This is a genomic window from Streptomyces sp. NBC_01474, assembly GCF_035918215.1.
GTDB classification, from domain to species: Bacteria; Actinomycetota; Actinomycetes; order Streptomycetales; family Streptomycetaceae; genus Streptomyces; species Streptomyces aureus.
This window is the reverse complement of record NZ_CP109449.1, coordinates 3,450,350-3,468,707: the sequence shown is the minus strand read 5'-3', so window position 1 is coordinate 3,468,707 and position 18,358 is coordinate 3,450,350. Positions and strand designations below refer to the sequence as shown.

13 protein-coding genes are annotated in these 18,358 nt (G+C 70.5%); 5 read left to right on the top strand and 8 right to left on the bottom strand.

The annotated features are described in order from the left end of the window. Positions 1-3: 3 nt before the first annotated feature. Complete coding sequence (locus tag OG758_RS16055) at positions 4-1,629, bottom strand: AMP-binding protein (protein WP_326710644.1); 1,626 nt, start codon at positions 1,627-1,629, stop codon at positions 4-6. Positions 1,630-1,772: 143 nt separating this feature from the next. On the opposite strand from OG758_RS16055, the gene OG758_RS16050 reads away from it, so the two are divergent. Beyond that, positions 1,773-2,903 carry an acyl-CoA dehydrogenase family protein gene (locus OG758_RS16050; protein ID WP_326710643.1) on the top strand — a complete coding sequence of 377 codons (1,131 nt, stop codon included), beginning with the start codon at positions 1,773-1,775 and terminating at the stop codon, positions 2,901-2,903. Continuing rightward, positions 2,900-3,304, top strand: coding sequence for a RidA family protein (locus OG758_RS16045; protein WP_326710642.1), 405 nt, complete (start codon positions 2,900-2,902; stop codon positions 3,302-3,304). Before OG758_RS16050 ends, OG758_RS16045 begins: the two co-directional genes overlap by 4 nt. Positions 3,305-3,388: 84 nt before the next feature. Here OG758_RS16045 and OG758_RS16040 read toward each other — a convergent pair whose 3' ends face one another. From OG758_RS16040 to OG758_RS16030, 3 genes are all read right to left on the bottom strand, one after another. Then, the gene (locus tag OG758_RS16040; protein ID WP_326715939.1) at positions 3,389-4,429 is read right to left on the bottom strand and encodes an NAD(P)-dependent alcohol dehydrogenase; all 1,041 of its coding nucleotides are present in this window, start codon (positions 4,427-4,429) and stop codon (positions 3,389-3,391) included. Positions 4,430-4,535: 106 nt separating this feature from the next. Next, positions 4,536-5,297 carry an IclR family transcriptional regulator gene (locus OG758_RS16035; protein WP_266558858.1) on the bottom strand — a complete coding sequence of 254 codons (762 nt, stop codon included), beginning with the start codon at positions 5,295-5,297 and terminating at the stop codon, positions 4,536-4,538. Positions 5,298-5,351: 54 nt separating this feature from the next. Next, positions 5,352-6,680: an MFS transporter gene (locus OG758_RS16030; RefSeq protein WP_326710641.1), complete on the bottom strand. Its 1,329-nt coding sequence runs from the start codon at positions 6,678-6,680 to the stop codon at positions 5,352-5,354. A 130-nt stretch (positions 6,681-6,810) separates the two neighbouring features. On the opposite strand from OG758_RS16030, the gene OG758_RS16025 reads away from it, so the two are divergent. After that, entirely contained in the window at positions 6,811-7,743 is a 933-nt protein-coding gene (locus OG758_RS16025; RefSeq protein ID WP_326710640.1) for a 2-hydroxyacid dehydrogenase, read from the top strand. 15 nt (positions 7,744-7,758) lie between these two features. On the opposite strand, the gene OG758_RS16020 is transcribed toward OG758_RS16025, so the two are convergent. Further along, complete coding sequence (locus tag OG758_RS16020; RefSeq protein WP_326710639.1) at positions 7,759-9,288, bottom strand: helix-turn-helix domain-containing protein; 1,530 nt, start codon at positions 9,286-9,288, stop codon at positions 7,759-7,761. Between the two features lie 333 nt (positions 9,289-9,621). Here OG758_RS16020 and acnA point away from each other — a divergent pair, with 333 nt between their 5' ends. Beyond that, entirely contained in the window at positions 9,622-12,348 is a 2,727-nt protein-coding gene (gene acnA / locus OG758_RS16015; protein ID WP_326710638.1) for an aconitate hydratase AcnA, read from the top strand. A gap of 142 nt (positions 12,349-12,490) precedes the next feature. Further along, on the top strand, positions 12,491-13,138 hold the full coding sequence (locus OG758_RS16010; RefSeq protein ID WP_326710637.1) for a dihydrofolate reductase family protein: 648 nt from the start codon (positions 12,491-12,493) through the stop codon (positions 13,136-13,138). Positions 13,139-13,213: 75 nt separating this feature from the next. On the opposite strand, the gene infA is transcribed toward OG758_RS16010, so the two are convergent. From infA to OG758_RS15995, 3 genes are all read right to left on the bottom strand, one after another. Beyond that, a complete protein-coding gene (infA, locus tag OG758_RS16005) occupies positions 13,214-13,438 on the bottom strand; it encodes a translation initiation factor IF-1 (protein ID WP_326710636.1) in 225 nt (74 codons plus the stop codon). After that, complete coding sequence (locus OG758_RS16000) at positions 13,438-14,208, bottom strand: GNAT family N-acetyltransferase (protein WP_326710635.1); 771 nt, start codon at positions 14,206-14,208, stop codon at positions 13,438-13,440. The genes infA and OG758_RS16000 overlap by 1 nt, the downstream gene beginning before the upstream one ends. A 256-nt stretch (positions 14,209-14,464) precedes the next feature. Then, positions 14,465-18,274: a GH92 family glycosyl hydrolase gene (locus OG758_RS15995; RefSeq protein WP_326710634.1), complete on the bottom strand. Its 3,810-nt coding sequence runs from the start codon at positions 18,272-18,274 to the stop codon at positions 14,465-14,467. Positions 18,275-18,358 lie beyond the last annotated feature (84 nt).

Genomic DNA, 18,358 nt, shown 5'->3' with positions numbered 1-18,358 from the left:
TGGTCACTCTAGATCGCCGGCGGAGCGCAGCCGGAACCGCTGGAGCTTCCCGGTCGCCGTGCGCGGCAGGGCGTCCAGGAAGACGATCCGGCGCGGGCACTTGTACGGCACCAGTTCGGCCCTCACGAACGCCCGCAGCGCGTCCGGGTCCCGGCGGGCGCCCTCGCGCAGTACGACGTAGGCGACCGCGATCTGCCCGCGCTCGTCGTCGGGGCGGCCCACCACCGCGGTCTCCGCGACGTCGGGGTGCCGCAGCAGCGCGTCCTCGACCTCGGGGCCCGCGATGTTGTACCCCGCCGATATGATCATGTCGTCGGCGCGGGCGACGTACCGGAAGTAGCCGTCGGGCTCGCGGACGTACGTGTCCCCGGTGACGTTCCAGCCGCCGCGGACGTACGTCGTCTGCCGTTCGTCGGCGAGATAGCGGCAGCCGACCGGGCCGCGCACGGCGAGCAACCCCGGTTCCCCGTCCGGCACTTCGGACCCCGCGGCGTCGACCACGCGCGCCTGCCACCCGGGCACGGGCACGCCCGTCGTCCCGGGGCGGATCGCGTCGTCGGCGGCGGAGATGAAGATGTGCAGTAGTTCCGTGGCGCCGATGCCGTTGATGATGCGGATCCCCGTCGCCTCGTGCCAGGCCCGCCAGGTCGCGGCCGGCAGGTTCTCGCCCGCGGAGACGCACCGTCGCAGCGACGAGAGAGCGTGCCGGTCGGTGCCGTCGAGGAGCGCTCGGTACGCGGTCGGGGCGGTGAACAGGACGGACACCCCGTGCTCGGCGATCGCGGGCAGCAGCTGCCTCGGCCCCGCGTGTTCGAGCAGCAGCGACGAGGCGCCGGCCCGCAGCGGGAAGATGACGAGCCCGCCGAGCCCGAACGTGAAACCGAGCGGCGGGCTCCCCGCGAACACGTCGTCCGGCGTCGGCCGCAGGACATGGCGCGCGAACGTGTCCGCGATGGCGAGGACGTCCCGGTGGAAGTGCATGCAGCCCTTGGGGCGCCCGGTCGTGCCCGACGTGAACGCGATCAGGGCGACGTCGTCGGCGGCGGTCGCCACGGCCTCGTACGTCTCGGGCAGCCCGGAGACGCGCCTGAGGAGGTCGTCGGACCCCTCGCCGCCGAACGGCGTGACGCGCAGCCCGGGCACCTCGGCCTTCACCAGGTCGTCCATGGCCCTGGCGTCGCACAGCGCGTGCGTGACCCGGGCGATGGAGCAGATCGTCGCCAGCTCCTGCGCCCGCGCCTGCGCGAGCACGGTGACGGCGACCGCGCCTGCCTTCATCACGGCCAGCCAACAGGCCGCGAGCCACGGCGTGGTGGGGCCGCGCAGCAGCACCCGGTTCCCCGGCCGTACGCCCAGCTCACCGCTGAGCAGATGCGCGATCCGGTCGACGCGGCGCAGCAGCTCCCCGTATGTCCACACCTCCCCGTCGCCCGTGCGGAACGCGGGACGGTCGGGGCCGAACCGTTCGACGGTGCGGTCGAGCAGCTCGGCCCCGCAGTTCAGCTGCTGCGGATAGCGCAGTTCGGGGAGGTCGAAGACGAGGTCGGGCCAGAGTTCGGGCGGCGGGAGGTGGTCGCGCGCGAAGGTGTCGACGTGGGCCGACGTGTGCTGTGGCGGAGCGTCTGTCATGGCCGTGCGCCCCCTAGGAACGAAAGACCCTGCTTGTGGTGGGCTCGCGGAATGAGCGTATCGTGATGGTGACGACAGTCAACGGTCCGCGATACCGTGACGGAGCCGGCCCGAGCCGCCGGCGAACCGGGAGGCGCCGACAGATGACCGCAAAGTCCGCAGCTCCGTCATTCTCGCTCGACCCGGCGCAGACCGCCTGGTGTGCCGAACTGCGCGCGCTCGCCGCCGAGCGGCTCGCGCCCCTTGCCGAGAAGGGCGAACCGGGGAAGGTGAACCGGCCGCTCGTCGCCGAGCTCGGGCGGCTCGGCCTTCTGGAACGGCTGTTCCGCTCCGGGGCCCTCGACCTGTGCCTGATGCGCGAGTCCCTCGCCCGCGCCTGCACGGAGGCCGAGACCGCGCTCGCCCTCCAGGGGCTGGGCGCGCACCCCGTGCACGCGTACGGCACCGACACCCAGCGCGCGCACTGGCTGCCGCGCGTCAGTGACGGCACCGCCGTCGCGGCCTTCGCGCTCAGCGAGCCGGGCGCCGGCTCCGACGCCGCGGCCCTCGCGCTGCGCGCCGAGCCCGACGGCACCGGAGGCTGGTGCCTCATCGGCGAGAAGACCTGGATCTCGAACGCCCCCGAGGCCGACTTCTACACCGTCTTCGCCCGTACGGCCCCGGACGCCGGAGCGCGCGGAGTCACCGCGTTCCTGGTCCCCGCCGACCGCCCCGGACTCACCGGCACCCCCCTGGACATGCTGTCCCCGCACCCCATCGGTTCCCTCGACTTCGACGCGGTCCCGGTCACCGCCGACGACGTGCTCGGCGAACCGGACCGCGGCTTCCGCGTCGCCATGACCACCCTGAACCTCTTCCGCCCGAGCGTCGGCGCCTTCGCCGTCGGCATGGCGCAGGCCGCGCTCGACGCGACGCTCGCCCACACCGCCCGGCGCGACGCGTTCGGCGGCAAGCTGAAGGACCTCCAGACGGTCGCGCACCAGGTGGCCGATCTCGCCCTGCGCACCGAGGCGGCCCGCCTCATGGTCTACGCGGCCGCGGCGGCGTACGACGCGGGCGCCCCCGACGTGCCGCAGCGCGCCGCGATGGCGAAGCTCCTCGCCACCGAGACCGCCCAGCACGTCGTCGACACCGCCGTCCAGCTGCACGGCGCCCGCGCCCTGCAACGCGGCCACCTCCTCGAACACCTCTACCGCGAGGTGCGGGCCCCCCGCATCTACGAAGGGGCGAGCGAGGTCCAACGCGCCATCATCGCAAAGGAGTTGTACGCGTGAGCGGCATCGAGCGGATCAACCCACCCGAACTCTCCCCGCCCACCGGCTTCTCGCACGCCGTCACCGCCACCGGCGGCCGCCTCGTCTTCCTCGCCGGCCAGACCGCTCTCGACGCGGACGGCAAGATCACCGGCGACACGCTCCCGGAGCAGTTCGAGCGGGCCCTGACCAACCTCCTCACCGCCCTGCGCCACGCGGGAGGCACCCCCGACACCCTCGCCCGCGTCACCGTCTACGCCACCGACATCGCCGACTACCGCACCCAGGCCCGCGAACTCGGCCGGATCTGGCGCGAGTCGGCGGGCCGCGACTACCCGGCGATGGCGGTGATCGGCACGACCCGACTGTGGGACGAGCAGGCTCTGGTGGAACTGGACGGCCTGGCGGTCCTGCCCCACTAGGGCGGAGTCCGCCGGCGCCCGGCCGGCGACCCCCGGCATGGAGCCCGAAGAGCATGCCCGCACCCCGATGTGAGGGGCCGGCCGCTACTCCTGCGGCAGGATCACCGCGCGTCCGCGCACGGTCCCGTCGTGCAGCCGCTGGTAGGCGGTGGGCGCGTCGTCGATGCCGTACGTCTCCACGTGCACGGAGACGACTCCGGACCGCGCCAGGTCGAGCACCTCCATCAGCTCGCTGCGGCTGCCCCAGTACGGCGCCGTCACCGACGCCTCGTACGGTGTGGTGCCGAAGCCGACCGCGAGGCTGCCGCCGCCGAGGCCGACGATGGTGACATCGCCCTCGACCGCCGCACAGCCGCCCGCCGTGGCCACCGTCGGTGTGGCCCCGACGAAGTCGAAGACCGCCTCGGCGCCCTTGCCGCCGGTCAACTCCCTGACGACAGCCACGGATTCGGCGTCCGACAGGATCGCCTCATGGGCGCCCACCTCGCGGGCGAGCGCCAGTTTCTCCTCGTTCACGTCCAGCGCGATCACCCAGGCAGGGGACAGTGCGCGCAGGAGCTGGATCGCGACGTGCCCGAGCCCGCCCGTGCCGATCACGACGGCCGTCGACCCCGGCACCAGCTTCGGCAGCGACCGCTTGATCGCGTGGTACGGCGTCAGGCCGGCGTCGGTCAGCGGCACCGCCTGCACCGGGTCGAGGGCGCCGAGCGGCACGAGATGGCGGGGGCTGTCCACGACCATGTACTCGGCCATGGCGCCGGGCGCGCCGAGGCCGGGCGGGTAGATGCCGAGTTCCTTGGCGCGCAGACAGTAATTCTCCTTGCCCTCCGCGCACTTGGCGCAGGTGCCGCAGCCCCACGGCCCGTAGACGGCGACCGCGTCGCCGACCTCGACGGCCACCACCCCGTCACCCACCGCCGCGACCGTGCCGACGCCCTCGTGGCCGAGCGTGAGCGGCAGCGGGAAGCCCAGCTGATCGGCGGGCCAGCTCATCACGGCGATGTCGGAGTGGCAGACACCGGCCGCCGTCACCCGCAGCAGCACCTGGCCGGGACCGGGGGCGGGCACGGGGATCTGCACGACTTCGGGAGCGGCACCCACCGTGCGGTACTGGACGGCCTTCATCAGCTCGGTCATCGTGCGTTCCTCCCGGGAGCGGTGCGGGGGCCCGGTGGCCGCCCTCCCCGGGATCCATGTCACCGGGCGGCGTCCGTCACACCCGCAGACCCGCTCAGTGGTCCATGTGCGCCGCGATGTCCTCCGCGCACGCGCGCAGGGCCGGGACGTGCGCGCGCAGTTCGTCGGCGCCGGTCAGGGCGACGGCCGCGCCGAGCGAGACGGCGAGGCGCGGCGCCTGTCCGTGCGGCGGGGGCACGGCGACGGCGATCGACCGGACGCCGACCTCGTTCTCCTCGTCGACCTCGGCCCAGCCGCGCTCGCGCACGGCGTCGAGCTCCTCGCGGACCGCCGCCGGGTCGGTCACCGTGCGGGCGGTGACCGCGCTCAGGCCGGCCGCGAGCAGCTCGTCGCGCTCGCGCTCGGGCAGGCCCGCGACGAGGACCTTGCCGAGCGAGGTCGCGTGCCAGGCGTTACGGGTGCCCTCCGCGCTGCGCAGCTGGAGGTGCTGCGTGCCCTGCGCGGTGAGGACGAGCAGCACGTCCGTGTCGTGGAGGATGCCCGCGATGGCGGGCAGGCCCGTGCGGTCGGCGAGCCTGCGCATCGGCGCCGCCGCCGCGGAGTAGCCGGCCGGTGAGCGCTGGAATCCCCGCGACAGTTCGAGCACCCGGGCCCCCAGCGCGTAGCGCCGGGTGTCCTCGTCGTACGCCACGAACCGTTCGGCGGCGAGCCGGCCGAGGAGCCGGTGGGCGCTGCTGACCGGGAGCGCCGCGGCGCGGGCCGCGGCGCTCACCCCCAGGCCCGCGGGATGGTCGGCCAGCACGGTGAGGAGTCGCAGGCCCCGGCCGAGCATGTCGTCGCCGGACGTCGTGGTCACGCTGCTCGTCTCCCGTGTGCTGCGCCCGGACGCCGGGACCGGTCCCCGGCGCACTCAGGTGGTGGTGGCAGCGGTGGGCTGCCGGTTCACCGTACCCGGGCGGGTACCGGACGGACGGGGCTCGTGCACCGCCAGCATCAGCACGGCCGAGACCAGCGCGCCCGCCGCCATGAACGCGAAGGCCCCCGCGTCCCCGAGGGACGTGCCGCGTACCCAGCCCACGAGATACGTCCCGGCGAACGAGCCGAGCGCACCGAGCGAGTTGACCATCGCCACCGCCGCGCCCGAGACGCCCGCCGGGGCGAGCGTGGAGACGAGCGCGAAGTACGGGCCGTAGGGCGCGTACAGGCACAGGCCCGCCACCACGAGCAGCGCGAGCGCCACGGGGAAGTGGGACCCGGCCGCGTACGAGCCGAACAGGGCGAGGCCGCCGGCGGCGAGCCAGGGCCACACGGCCGCCTTGCGCCGCCCGCTGCGGTCGGACAGGCGCGAGTTGAGCAGCATCGCGACGACCGCGAAGGCGTACGGCACGGCGGTCAGCAGACCGGTGGCGCCGATGCCCTCGCCCGAGCCCTTCTTCACGATCGACGGCAGCCAGAAGATGAAGCCGTACATGCCGAACGACCAGAAGAAGTACTGCACGGCCATCAGCAGCACAGGGCGCGAGCGCAGCACCTTGCCGTACTCCTCGCGCAGGTTCCCGGAGGCGGCGGGCACGGAGGCGCGGTCCTCGCGCAGGACTTCCAGCTCGGCCGGGGCGACCCACCTGGCGTCCTCGGGGCGGTCCTTGATGAGCCGCAGGCAGAACAGGCCCCAGACGACCGAGGGCACACCCTCGACGATGAACATCACGCGCCAGTCGGTGACCGACACCAGCCAGCCGGACAGGGCGGAGAGCCACATCACGGTGACCGGATTGCCCAGGATGAGCAGGGTGTTGGCGCGGCCACGCTCGCCGTGCGTGAACCAGCGGCTGAGCAGCATCACCATCGACGGCAGCACCGCGCCCTCGACGACGCCGAGCGCGAACCGCACGGCGATCAGCTGCCCGGGGCTGCTCAGCAGGCCCTGCACCACGGCGAGCAGCCCCCACAGCACCGTCGACCAGGCGACGAGCCGGCGCGCGCTGCGCTGCTCGGCGTAGATCGTGCCGGGGATCTGGAAGAAGAAGTAGCCGAGGAAGAACGACGCGGCGATCAGCGAGTCGAGGCCCGCGGACAGATGCAGCTCGTCGGCCATGCCGCCGGCGGAGGCGATCGCGTAGTTCGACTTGTCGAGATAGGCGAGCGAGTACGTGATGAACGCGACCGGTATCAGGTGCCGGGCGCGGGTCGAGCTCCAGAAGCCGCCGGTGGACGGCCGGGAGGGCGACGGCGCTGTCATCCCTTGACCCCCTGTTTTCCGTGAGATGGAAAGTGTTTCACTGGGCGGGAAGACGCTACGAGGGAGTGGCGGCCGGGTCAATGGGTCGCCCGCATACCGTGACGGCAAGCAGCCGAAGGAGAAACCCGCGATGACCGATACCGACGTGCTCGTCCCCTGGCCGCAGCTCGACCGGCGCCACGGCCCCTGGCCCGACGGCGTCCGCGTCCACGTGTGGGACGGTGTGACGCCCGCGTCCGAACTCCCGCAAGACGTCCTGGACGCCGTGGAGTTCTGGGTGATGCCCTACGCGGTTCCCGACGCGGACCGGCTGCTGCCCCGGCTCCCGCGCCTGCGCGCCGTCCAGTCCCTGAGCGCCGGAGTCGAGAAGCTCCAGCCGCAGCTGCTCGAGGGCGTCACCCTGCACAACGGCCGGGGCCTGCACGACGCCTCCACCGCGGAGCACGCCCTGGGCCTCATCCTCGCGGCCCAGCGCGAACTGCCCCGCTGGGCCGCCGACCAGGTGGCCGGCCGCTGGGAGCCGCACTTCACGCGCTCGCTCGCCGACAGCCGCGTCGCGATCGTCGGCTACGGCTCGATCGGCTCGGCCCTGGAGACCCGGCTCCTCGCCTGCGAGGCCGAGGTCGTCCGCGTCGCCCGGCGCGCCCGCCCCGACGAGGGGGTCCACGCGATCGCCGATCTGCCCGAACTGCTCCCCGGCCTCGACATCGTGGTCCTCGTCCTGCCCGAGAACCCGGCCACGGTAGGCCTGTTCGGCCCGAAGGAAATGGCCGCACTGCCGGACGGCGCTCTCGTCGTCAACGTCGGCCGCGGCCGCACCCTCGACACCGAGGCCCTGCTCGCCGAGACCGTCACGGGCCGGCTGCGCGCCGCCCTCGACGTCACCGACCCGGAGCCCCTCCCGGCGGACCACGCCCTGCGCCACGCCCCCGGCGTCCTCATCACCCCGCACGTGGCCGGCGGCTCGGCGGCCTTCCGTCCGCGCGCCGAGCGCCTGATCGTGGAGCAGGTACGCCGATGGGCCGCGGAAGAGGAACTGCTCAACCTCTTCCCGCGGCCCTGAACGACGTCAATCGCGTCAGATGTCCCGGAACGTCTCGATCTGTGCGCCGACGGAGTTGAGCCGCTCGGCCAGGTCCTCGTAGCCGCGGTTGATCACGTACACGTTGCGCAGTACGGACGTGCCCTCGGCGGCCATCATCGCGAGGAGCACGACGACGGCGGGGCGCAGTGCGGGCGGGCACATCATCTCGGCGGCGCGCCAGCGCGTCGGGCCCTCGACGAGGACGCGGTGCGGGTCGAGCAGCTGGAGGCGCCCGCCGAGCCGGTTCAGGTCCGTGAGATAGATCGCGCGGTTGTCGTAGACCCAGTCATGGATGAGGGTCTGGCCCTGGGCCGCCGCCGCGATGGCCGCGAAGAAGGGCACGTTGTCGATGTTGAGGCCGGGGAACGGCATCGGGTGGATCTTGTCGATCGGCGCCTCCAGTTTGGAGGGCCGGACGGTGAGGTCCACCAGGCGCGTACGGCCGTTGTCCGCGAAGTACTCGGCCGTGCGGTCGTGGTCGAGGCCCATCTCCTCCAGGACCGCGAGCTCGATCTCCAGGAACTCGATCGGCACCCGCTTCACCGTCAGTTCGGACTCGGTGACCACCGCGGCGGCCAGCAGGCTCATCGCCTCGACCGGGTCCTCGGACGGCGAGTAGTCGACGTCCACGTCGATCTGCGGCACGCCGTGCACGGTGAGGGTGGTCGTGCCGATGCCCTCGACGCGTATGCCCAGGGCCTCGAGGAAGAAACAGAGGTCCTGGACCATGTAGTTCGAGGACGCGTTGCGGATGACGGTGACGCCGTCGTGGCGGGCAGCCGCGAGCAGCGCGTTCTCGGTCACGGTGTCGCCGCGCTCGGTCAGCACGATCGGCCGGGTGGGGGAGACCCCCGCCTCGACCTGCGCGTGGTAGAGCCCCTCGGTCGCCGTGATGTCCAGGCCGAACCGGCGCAGCGCGATCATGTGCGGCTCGATGGTGCGGGTGCCGAGGTCGCAGCCGCCCGCGTACGGCAGCTTGAAGTGGTCGAGGCGGTGCAGGAGCGGGCCGAGGAACATGATGATCGAGCGCGTGCGGCGTGCGGCGGCGGCGTCGATGGCGTCCATGTCGAGGGCGGCCGGCGGCACGATCTCCAGGTCCACACCGTCGTTGATCCACCGGGTGCGGACACCGATGGAGTTCAGGACCTCGAGGAGGCGGTAGACCTCCTCGATGCGGGCGACGCGGCGCAGGACCGTGCGGCCCCTGTTGAGGAGCGAGGCGCACAGCAGCGCCACGCAGGCGTTCTTGCTCGTCTTCACGTCGATCGACCCGGACAGGCGGCGGCCGCCCACCACGCGCAGGTGCATCGGACCCGAGTAGCCCAGAGAGACGATTTCACTGTCGAGCGCTTCGCCTATTCGGGCGATCATCTCAAGGCTGATGTTCTGGTTGCCGCGCTCGATGCGGTTGACGGCGCTCTGGCTGGTACCGAGCGCCTCGGCGAGCTGCGACTGTGTCCAGCCCCGGTGCTGTCGGGCGTCACGGATGAGCTTGCCGATACGTACGAGGTAGTCGTCTGCCATGGCGGCAGGCTATCTCAGATATGAGATGCCGCATTTCGGCGGGTCCATTGGGGTGACGGGCCGTCAACCGGCCCTGGTGGCGCGCCGGCGCGCGTGCGGGACGATGGGGAGGGCGGTCCGCCGATGACGTGGCGGGACGGCTCGGTGAAACCCGGGCATGACCAGTCCGGCCTCATGTATTAGAGTTATCTCGACATCGAGATATCTATAGAGGCACACCGCAGCCGCCATGCTGAGTAAGGGTTACCTAACTTAGCCTTACCTTAGCGGATCGGCGAACCCGTCGTGGCGGCAGGATGCGGTGGAACGCGCACATATATGAAGGAGACTGTCGTGTCGGCGAACAGCTTCGACGCCCGCAGCACGCTGCGCGTGGGCGACGAGTCGTACGAGATCTTCAAGCTGGACAAGGTCGAGGGCTCCGCGCGCCTCCCTTACAGCCTGAAGGTTCTCCTGGAGAACCTGCTCCGCACCGAGGACGGCGCGAACATCACCGCCGACCACATCCGTGCGCTCGGCAGCTGGGACTCCCAGGCCCAGCCGTCCCAGGAGATCCAGTTCACGCCCGCCCGCGTGATCATGCAGGACTTCACCGGTGTGCCCTGTGTCGTGGACCTCGCCACCATGCGTGAGGCCGTGAAGGAGCTCGGCGGCGACCCGGCGAAGATCAACCCGCTGGCCCCGGCCGAGCTGGTCATCGACCACTCCGTCATCGCCGACAAGTTCGGCACCGCCGACGCCTTCGGCCAGAACGTCGAGCTGGAGTACGGCCGCAACAAGGAGCGCTACCAGTTCCTGCGCTGGGGCCAGACCGCCTTCGACGAGTTCAAGGTCGTCCCCCCGGGCACCGGCATCGTGCACCAGGTGAACATCGAGCACCTCGCTCGCACGGTCATGGTCCGTAACGGCCAGGCCTACCCCGACACCCTCGTCGGCACCGACTCGCACACCACGATGGTCAACGGCCTGGGCGTCCTGGGCTGGGGCGTCGGCGGCATCGAGGCCGAGGCCGCGATGCTCGGCCAGCCGGTCTCGATGCTCATCCCGCGCGTCGTCGGCTTCAAGCTCACCGGTGAGCTCAAGCCCGGCACCACCGCCACGGACCTCGTGCTCACGATCACCGAGATGCTGCGCAAGCACGGCGTCGTCGGCAAGTTCGTCGAGTTCTACGGCGAGGGCGTCGCCGCCACCTCCCTGGCGAACCGCGCCACCATCGGCAACATGTCGCCGGAGTTCGGCTCCACCGCCGCGATCTTCCCGATCGACGACGAGACGCTGAAGTACCTGAAGCTGACGGGCCGTGACGAGCAGCAGGTCGCGCTCGTCGAGGCGTACGCCAAGGAGCAGGGCCTCTGGCTCGACCCGGCCGCCGAGCCCGACTTCTCCGAGAAGCTGGAGCTCGACCTCTCCACGGTCGTCCCCTCCATCGCCGGCCCGAAGCGCCCGCAGGACCGCATCGTCCTCGCGAACGCCGCGCAGCAGTTCGCGCTCGACGTGCGCAACTACGTCGAGGACGACGACGAGGCGGGCAAGGAGTCCTTCCCGGCCTCCGACTCCCCGGCCGCCGCCAACGGCGTCCCGTCGCGCCCGACCCTGGTCACGGCCCCCGACGGCTCGACGTACGAGATCGACCACGGCGCCGTCACCGTCGCCGCGATCACGTCCTGCACCAACACGTCGAACCCGTACGTGATGGTCGCCGCCGCGCTCGTGGCGAAGAAGGCCGTCGAGAAGGGCCTGACCCGCAAGCCGTGGGTCAAGACCACGCTCGCCCCGGGCTCGAAGGTCGTCACCGACTACTTCGACAAGGCCGGTCTGACGCCGTACCTGGACAAGGTCGGCTTCAACCTCGTCGGCTACGGCTGCACCACCTGCATCGGCAACTCGGGCCCGCTGCCCGAGGAGGTCTCGAAGGCGGTCAACGAGCACGACCTCGCGGTCACGTCGGTCCTCTCCGGCAACCGTAACTTCGAGGGCCGCATCAACCCCGACGTCAAGATGAACTACCTGGCGTCCCCGCCGCTGGTCGTCGCGTACGCCATCGCCGGTTCGATGAAGGTCGACATCACCAAGGACGCCCTGGGCATCGACCAGGACGGCAAGCCGGTCTACCTCGCGGACATCTGGCCGACGGAGGCCGAGGTCAACGACGTCGTCGCCAACTCCATCGGCGAGGACATGTTCAACAAGTCCTACCAGGACGTCTTCGCGGGTGACGCCCAGTGGCAGGCCCTGTCGATCCCGACCGGCAACACCTTCGAGTGGGACTCCGAGTCCACCTACGTCCGCAAGCCCCCGTACTTCGAGGGCATGACGATGGAGACCACCCCGGTCTCCGACATCACGGGCGCGCGCGTCCTCGCCAAGCTGGGCGACTCGGTCACCACCGACCACATCTCCCCGGCCGGTGCGATCAAGGCCGACACCCCGGCCGGCCAGTACCTCACGGAGCACGGCGTCCAGCGCCGTGACTTCAACTCCTACGGCTCGCGCCGTGGCAACCACGAGGTCATGATCCGCGGCACGTTCGCCAACATCCGCCTGCGCAACCAGATCGCGCCGGGCACCGAGGGCGGCTACACCCGCGACTTCACCCAGGCTGCGACTGCTGACGCGGCTCCGGTGGCGTTCATCTACGACGCCTCGCGCAACTACATCGAGCAGGGCACCCCGCTGGCCATCCTGGCCGGCAAGGAGTACGGCTCGGGTTCGTCCCGTGACTGGGCCGCCAAGGGCACCGCGCTCCTCGGCGTCAAGGCCGTCATCGCCGAGTCGTACGAGCGCATCCACCGCTCGAACCTCATCGGCATGGGCGTCCTGCCGCTCCAGTTCCCGGAGGGCGCCTCGGCCGAGTCCCTCGGTCTGACCGGCGAGGAGACCTTCTCCTTCACCGGCGTCGAGGAGCTCAACAACGGCACCACGCCGCGCACGGTCAAGGTCACCACCGACACCGGTGTGGAGTTCGACGCGGTCGTCCGCATCGACACCCCCGGTGAGGCGGACTACTACCGCAACGGCGGCATCATGCAGTACGTGCTGCGCTCGCTGATCCGGAAGTAAGCGGTCGGCAGGGCAGTTGAGGGCCGCATCCCCGGCGACGGGGATGCGGCCCTTTTGCGCGTCCGGCAGCCTGGCCTGACGGCGATGAGTTCTCCCGGCCGAGGGAGTCTCCTCACTGTCACCCGTAACCCAGGAGGAACACGTGACGCAGCTGCTGAGGGTCCAGAACTTCAACGTCTCCAGTGACGGGTTCGGCGCAGGGGAGGGGAAGAGTCTGGAGCGGCCGTTCGGGCATGCCGATCCGGGGGAGATGTTCTCGTGGTGCGGTGCCACGGCGAGCTGGCCGACCCGCACCGATCCCGGGGGCACCCGGGGCCTCGACGACTACCTCGTCCGCGACTACCACCGCAACATCGGCGCCGAGATCATGGGCCGCGGCAAGTTCGGGCCGCAGAGCGGTCCCTGGCAGGACCTGGAGTGGCAGGGCTGGTGGGGCGACGAACCGCCGTTCCACACACCCGTGTTCGTCATGACCCACCACACACGCCCGTCGTTGACCCTGTCCGACACCACGTTCCACTTCGTGGACGCCGACCCGGCCACCGTCCTCGAACAGGCGAAGGAGGCGGCCGGGGGCAAGGACGTCCGGCTCGGCGGCGGGGCGAACGTCATCCGCCAGTTCCTCGACGCCGACCTCGTCGACACCCTGCACGTGGCCGTCTCACCGGTGAAGCTGGGCTCCGGGTCGCGGCTGTGGGAGTCGCCCGACGAGCTGCGCGACCGCTTCCACGTGGACGTCGTGCCCAGCCCGGGCGGCAGCGTGACGCACCACCTGTTCTGGCGGAAGTGAGCGGAAGCAATGCGGGCCTGGCGGGCGTGAACTCCGCACGCCCGCCTGCCATTTCACCCGTTCACCCGCCCGGCGTCAGTTCCGGTACCGGAAGATGATCCGACCGCGCGTCAGGTCGTAGGGGCTGACCTCCACGAGTACCCGGTCGTACGGCAGGATCTTGATGTAGTTCTTCCGGATCTTGCCGCTGATGTGAGCGAGCACCTTGTGCCCGCTCGCCAGTTCCACCTGGAAGGTGGCGTTGCGCAGGCACTCGACGACGGTGCCCTCGATCTCGATACCGCGGTTCGTCTTCGTCATCAGTGAAGTACGACCTCCAGGTTGCTGCCGGCACGCTCGGCGCCGGTCGCGTCGAAGAGCGCCGAGGCGGCCAGGTTCAGTTCGCCGACCTCGGCCGACGCCGTCCGGACCCCGGACCGGTGCAGGGAACCGAGCACTTCGGCGAGGAGCGCCCGGGCGATGCCCCGGCGCTGCCGGTCGGCCCGGACCGCGATGAGGCCGATCCGTGGTTGCCGCGGCACCGGCGCCACCCGGAGCAGTCCCACGTACTCGCCGGACTCCACCTCCCTCGCGACCGCGTACTTCGTCGGGTCCACCACGGTGGCATCGTCCAGGCGTGGCAGCACCTCGGCCGGCATCTCCTGCCATCCGGCACGGGCGCCGACCTCGTCCCGGATCGTGCGGTCCAGCGTGCGCAGGGGGTCCTTGTCCGCCTCGCCGAGGGGAAGGATCGTCACGCCCGACGGCGGATGTGCCGAGCCGAGTCCGGTGACCTGTGGGTCGGTGGGCAGGACATACACCCACTCGCGGCGCCGGATCGTGAAACCGGCGCGCTCCCACTGGGACCTCAGGTCCCGGTCGGACTCGTCGACCATCGTGTACAGCGGCCTCGGCAGGTCCGCGAGCATGGCATCGGCGAGCCGGCCGAACGCCGCGTCGTGCCAGGAGTCGATGCTGAGGAAGAGCCGTCCGTCGAGCCGCGGCCAGACCTCGCCGCGACCGACCACCTGGTCGTCCTCCAGCGCGTGCCACTGTCTGTCGGCGACGCGCGTGATCACTGTTGTATTCATAGGTCTCTGCCTTTCGGGATCGCCTTGTCCAGGCGCTCCCGGGCGACCTGTGTCAGCCGACCGACCGTGGGGACGAGAGGAGCACCCACATGCGTACTGCGTTCATGGGTCTCACCTCCTCGGGCTGCGTCACGGTTCGGGCCAGACACTAGGCGGGGCGACACGGCCCTGTCCACGCAATTAAATGCGCGACGGCGCCACTGAGCCGCGAGACCGGCAGGTCCCGCGGCTCAGCGGCACGATCAGGCTTCAGGCGCTAGCCCAGCAGCTCCACCTCCGCCACCGTCGCGGCCCCACCGGTGAACACCAGCCGGTAGTGCTTGTACGTGCCCGGCTCGCTCACCGAGAACGCCCGCGTCTGCTTGTCCCAGGAGAAGGACTCGCCGGACCGCTGGTCCAGCGTCTTCCACGACGAGCCGTCGGCCGAGGCCTCCAGCTTCCAGCCCGCCGGGGCCTTCGCCCTGTCGTCCGACGTCAGCGTGTACTGGACGGCCTTCGCGCCGTCCGCGCCGACCGGCAGCTCCACCGACTCCGCACTCGCGCTCGTCGCCGAGGAGTTGTCGAACAGCGGACCAGAACCCGTGATGGCGTCCTTGCGCGGCGACGGCACCTTGTCGTCCTGCGTGATGGAGACCGGCGCCGCGTTCTTGCCGGTGCCCCACTTCGACGGCTTCGGGCCCATCGCGAACTCCAGGACCCCGCCCTTCGCGACGACGGAGTGCGGCAGCGACGTCGACGTCCAGTTCTTGCCGTTGACCTTCAGCCCCTGCACGTAGATGTTCTTCGCGCTGTTCTTGGGAGCCTTGACGACCAGGTCCTTGCCGTTCTCCAGGTGCAGCGTCATCTTCGTGAACTGCGGGGAGCCGATGGCGTATTCACCGCTGCCCATGACCAGCGGGTAGAAGCCGAGCGAGGAGAAGAGGTACCAGGCCGACTGCTCGCCGTTGTCCTCGTCGCCGTGGTAGCCCTGGCCGATCTCGCTGCCGGTGTACAGCCGCGACATGACCTCGCGGACCTTCTCCTGCGTCTTGTACGGCTGGCCCGCCGCGTCGTACATGTACGTGATGTGGTGGCCCACCTGGTTGGAGTGGCCGTACATGCCCATCCGGACGTCACGCGCCTCCGTCATCTCGTGGATGACGCCGCCGTACGAGCCCGCGACGTCGTTCGTCGCCGTCTCCGGGGTGGCGAAGAACGTGTCGAGCTTCTTGGCGAGGCCGTCGCGTCCGCCGTAGAGGTTGGCGAGCCCGCGCGAGTCCTGCGGGGCGGTGAAGGCGTAGCCCCAGGCGTTGGTCTCGGTGTAGTCGTAGCCCCAGATGCGCGGGTCGAACTTCGACGACTCGACGCGCCAGTCGCCCTTCTCGCTCTTGCCCTGGAAGAAGCCCGCCTTCGGGTCGAACATGTTCACGTAGTCGCGGGCCCGGTTGAGGAAGTACTCCGACTCCTCCTTGTAGTGCTTCTCACCGGTCTTCTTGTAGAGGGCCTGGCCCATCTGTGCGATGCCGTAGTCGTTGAGGTAGCCCTCGAGCGCCCAGGACAGACCCTCGTGGGTGTCCGTGCTCGTGTAGCCGAGGAACGGCGACGTCTGCATTCCCTTGCGGCCCACGCCGGCCGCGGGCGGCACGACGCTCGCGTTCTTCAGAGCCGCCTTGTACGCGGCCTCCGCGTCGAACTTGACGCCCTTGACGTACGCGTCGGCGAACGCCACGTCCGACGACGTGCCGGTCATCAGGTCCGCGTAACCCGGTGAGGACCAGCGCGAGATCCAGCCGCCGTCCTTGTACTGCTGCACGAACCCGTCGACGAGCTCGCCCGCCTTCTTCGGTGTCAGGAGCGAGTACGCGGGCCAGGTCGTGCGGTACGTGTCCCAGAAGCCGTTGTTGACGTACGGCTTGCCGTCGACGATCTTCGCGCCGGTGTGGGTCGGGGTGTCCGGACCCGGCATCGGCGAGAACGGCGAGGCGTACTGGTACTTCGAACCGACCTTCTCGAAGCCGGAGTTGGGGTACAGGTACAGCCGGTACAGGGACGAGTAGAGGGTGGTGCGCTGGTCGGCCGTGGCGCCCTCCACCTCGACCTTGCCGAGGAGCTTGTCCCACTGCGCGCGGGCGCTGTCCCGCACGGAGGAGAACGACGACCCGGACGGCAGCTCCTGCGCGAGGTTCGCCTTGGCCTGGTCGATGCCGATCAGGGACGTCGCGAGGCGCAGGGTGACCGCCTTGTCGGCGCCCGGCTTGAAGCGGAGGTAGCCCTTGGGGCCGGTGGAGTCGCCGCCGGTGACCGGAGTGTCGAAGACGCCGTAGACGAAGAGCCGGGTCGCGCCCGCGGAGAGCCCGGACTTCACGTCCGAGTAGCCGGTGACGATGCCCTTGTCCTTGTCGAGCGTGAGGCCCGCCTGGTCGGAGACGTTGTCGAAGATCACGCTCGCGTCGTCACCGGGGTAGGTGAACCGCAGCATCGCCGCGTGGTCGGTCGGCGTCATCTCGGCCTTGAGGCCGTTCTCGAAGCGCACCCCGTAGTAATAGGGGCGGGCCGTCTCGTTCTCGTGCTTGAACGGCAGCGCGCGGCCGGTGCGGGAGGTGTCCGGGGTGCCGGACGCCGCCGACGGCATCATCTGGAACGTCTGCCGGTCGCCCATCCAGGGGCTGGGCTCATGGCTGGCGCTGAACGCCTCCATCGTCGGGAGGTTGTCCGCGTTGTTGTCGCGGCTGTAGTCGTAGAGCCAGCTGAGCGAGCCGGCGTTGGTCACCGGCGTCCAGAAGTTGAAGCCATGGGGGACCGCGGTGGCCGGGAACGTGTTGCCGCGTGAGAAGCCGCCACTGGAGTTCGTGCCGCGCGTCGTGACCGCGTAGTCCGACAGATGCGCCTTCGGCGGCTCCGGCTTCGCGGCCTTCAGCGCGATGTCGTCGACCCAGCCGCGGAACTTCGCCGGGCCCTTCGGCGAGTCGTACGCCACCAGGATCCGGTCGACGGTCTTGCCGGCCGCGACCGAGCCGATGGAGGAGGCGACGGCGTTCCACTGGTTGACGTAGAGCCGCTTGGCCGCGCCCTGGCCCTGCGGCGTCAGCAGGCCGCCGTTGCTGTCGGTGGCCTTCAGGTCGCTCAGATAGGTGCCGTCGGTGAAGGCGAGGTCCACGGAGACGTTCGTGGCGTCGTAGTCGCGGTCGCCGTCCGCCATCGACGGGAAGATCTTGTAAGAGAGCTCCGTGTCACGGGCGACGGCCACGTCGACGTCGAAGACCTTGTTGTACGAGTAGGCACGCGCGTCGGCCTTGTGCGTGCCCGCGTAGCGCAGGGCCTTCTTGCCGGTGAAGCCCGCGCCCGCCTTGGCGGTGGGGGAGCCGCTGGGGCCCTTGTCGACGAGGGAGAGCATGTCGTCGGGCGTGGGCGAGCCGGTGTCGGCGGTGGCCAGCTGGAGGTCGGCGAGCTGCGTGGCGTCGTCGGCGCCGTTGTTCTTGGTGAACTCGATCCGGAAGTGCTGGTACTCGGCCGGGTTCTGGAGGTCGTACTTCTTGGTCTGGAAGCGGTCGGCGAAGCTCTCCCCGGTGCGGGTGTCGAGCGTCGTCCACTCCTTGCCGTCGGTGGAGCCCTTGAGGGTCCAGTCCTTCGGGTCGCGCTCGGCGTGGTCGTTGGCCGACGTCAGGGCGTACGTCGTGATCTTGGCCGGCGCGTCCAGGTCGTACTCGACCCAGGCCGTCGGCTCGAAGGAGAGCCACTTGGTGCTCGACTCGCCGTCGAGGAGGTTCTCCTTGGTCTCACCGCCGCCCGTGTTCTCGTCGCTGGCGCGGACCTCCGTGACATGGCTGTTGACATTGCCCGGAAGTCCGCCGCTGTCGCCGCCGTCGACCCCGGACGACCGCTTCGTCCCGTCTGCGGCGGTATCCACGGTGTTCAGCCAGGTCGGGGCGGGATCGCCCGTTTCGAACGAGGAGCTGAACTCGCGGTCGGCGTGCGGCCGTTGGTCGGGGGAAGCGGCGGACGCTCCCTGACCGGCGGCGACGAGCGCGAGTGAGGCCGCCCCCAGGGCGGCCGTGGACCTAAGTCTGTGTCTGGATCTGCCATGCATTCGCGAGCACCCTCCCGGCGCGAGACAACGTTGTCAATTCGCAGCGCAGGGTCCAGTAGGGAGGTAAGTCGCCCGTGGTGTCAA

Excerpts from the sequence above, each read along its gene's own strand:
- infA (WP_326710636.1), bottom strand. The coding sequence starts at position 13,438 with ATGACGAAGACGAACCGCGGTATCGAGATCGAGGGCACCGTCGTCGAG.
- OG758_RS16025 (WP_326710640.1), top strand. The coding sequence starts at position 6,811 with ATGACCGATACCGACGTGCTCGTCCCCTGGCCGCAGCTCGACCGGCGC.
- OG758_RS16050 (WP_326710643.1), top strand. The coding sequence starts at position 1,773 with ATGACCGCAAAGTCCGCAGCTCCGTCATTCTCGCTCGACCCGGCGCAG.
- OG758_RS16055 (WP_326710644.1), bottom strand. The coding sequence starts at position 1,629 with ATGACAGACGCTCCGCCACAGCACACGTCGGCCCACGTCGACACCTTC.
- OG758_RS16020 (WP_326710639.1), bottom strand. The coding sequence starts at position 9,288 with ATGGCAGACGACTACCTCGTACGTATCGGCAAGCTCATCCGTGACGCC.
- OG758_RS16040 (WP_326715939.1), bottom strand. The coding sequence starts at position 4,429 with ATGAAGGCCGTCCAGTACCGCACGGTGGGTGCCGCTCCCGAAGTCGTG.
- OG758_RS16000 (WP_326710635.1), bottom strand. The coding sequence starts at position 14,208 with ATGAATACAACAGTGATCACGCGCGTCGCCGACAGACAGTGGCACGCG.
- OG758_RS15995 (WP_326710634.1), bottom strand. The coding sequence starts at position 18,274 with ATGCATGGCAGATCCAGACACAGACTTAGGTCCACGGCCGCCCTGGGG.
- OG758_RS16030 (WP_326710641.1), bottom strand. The coding sequence starts at position 6,680 with ATGACAGCGCCGTCGCCCTCCCGGCCGTCCACCGGCGGCTTCTGGAGC.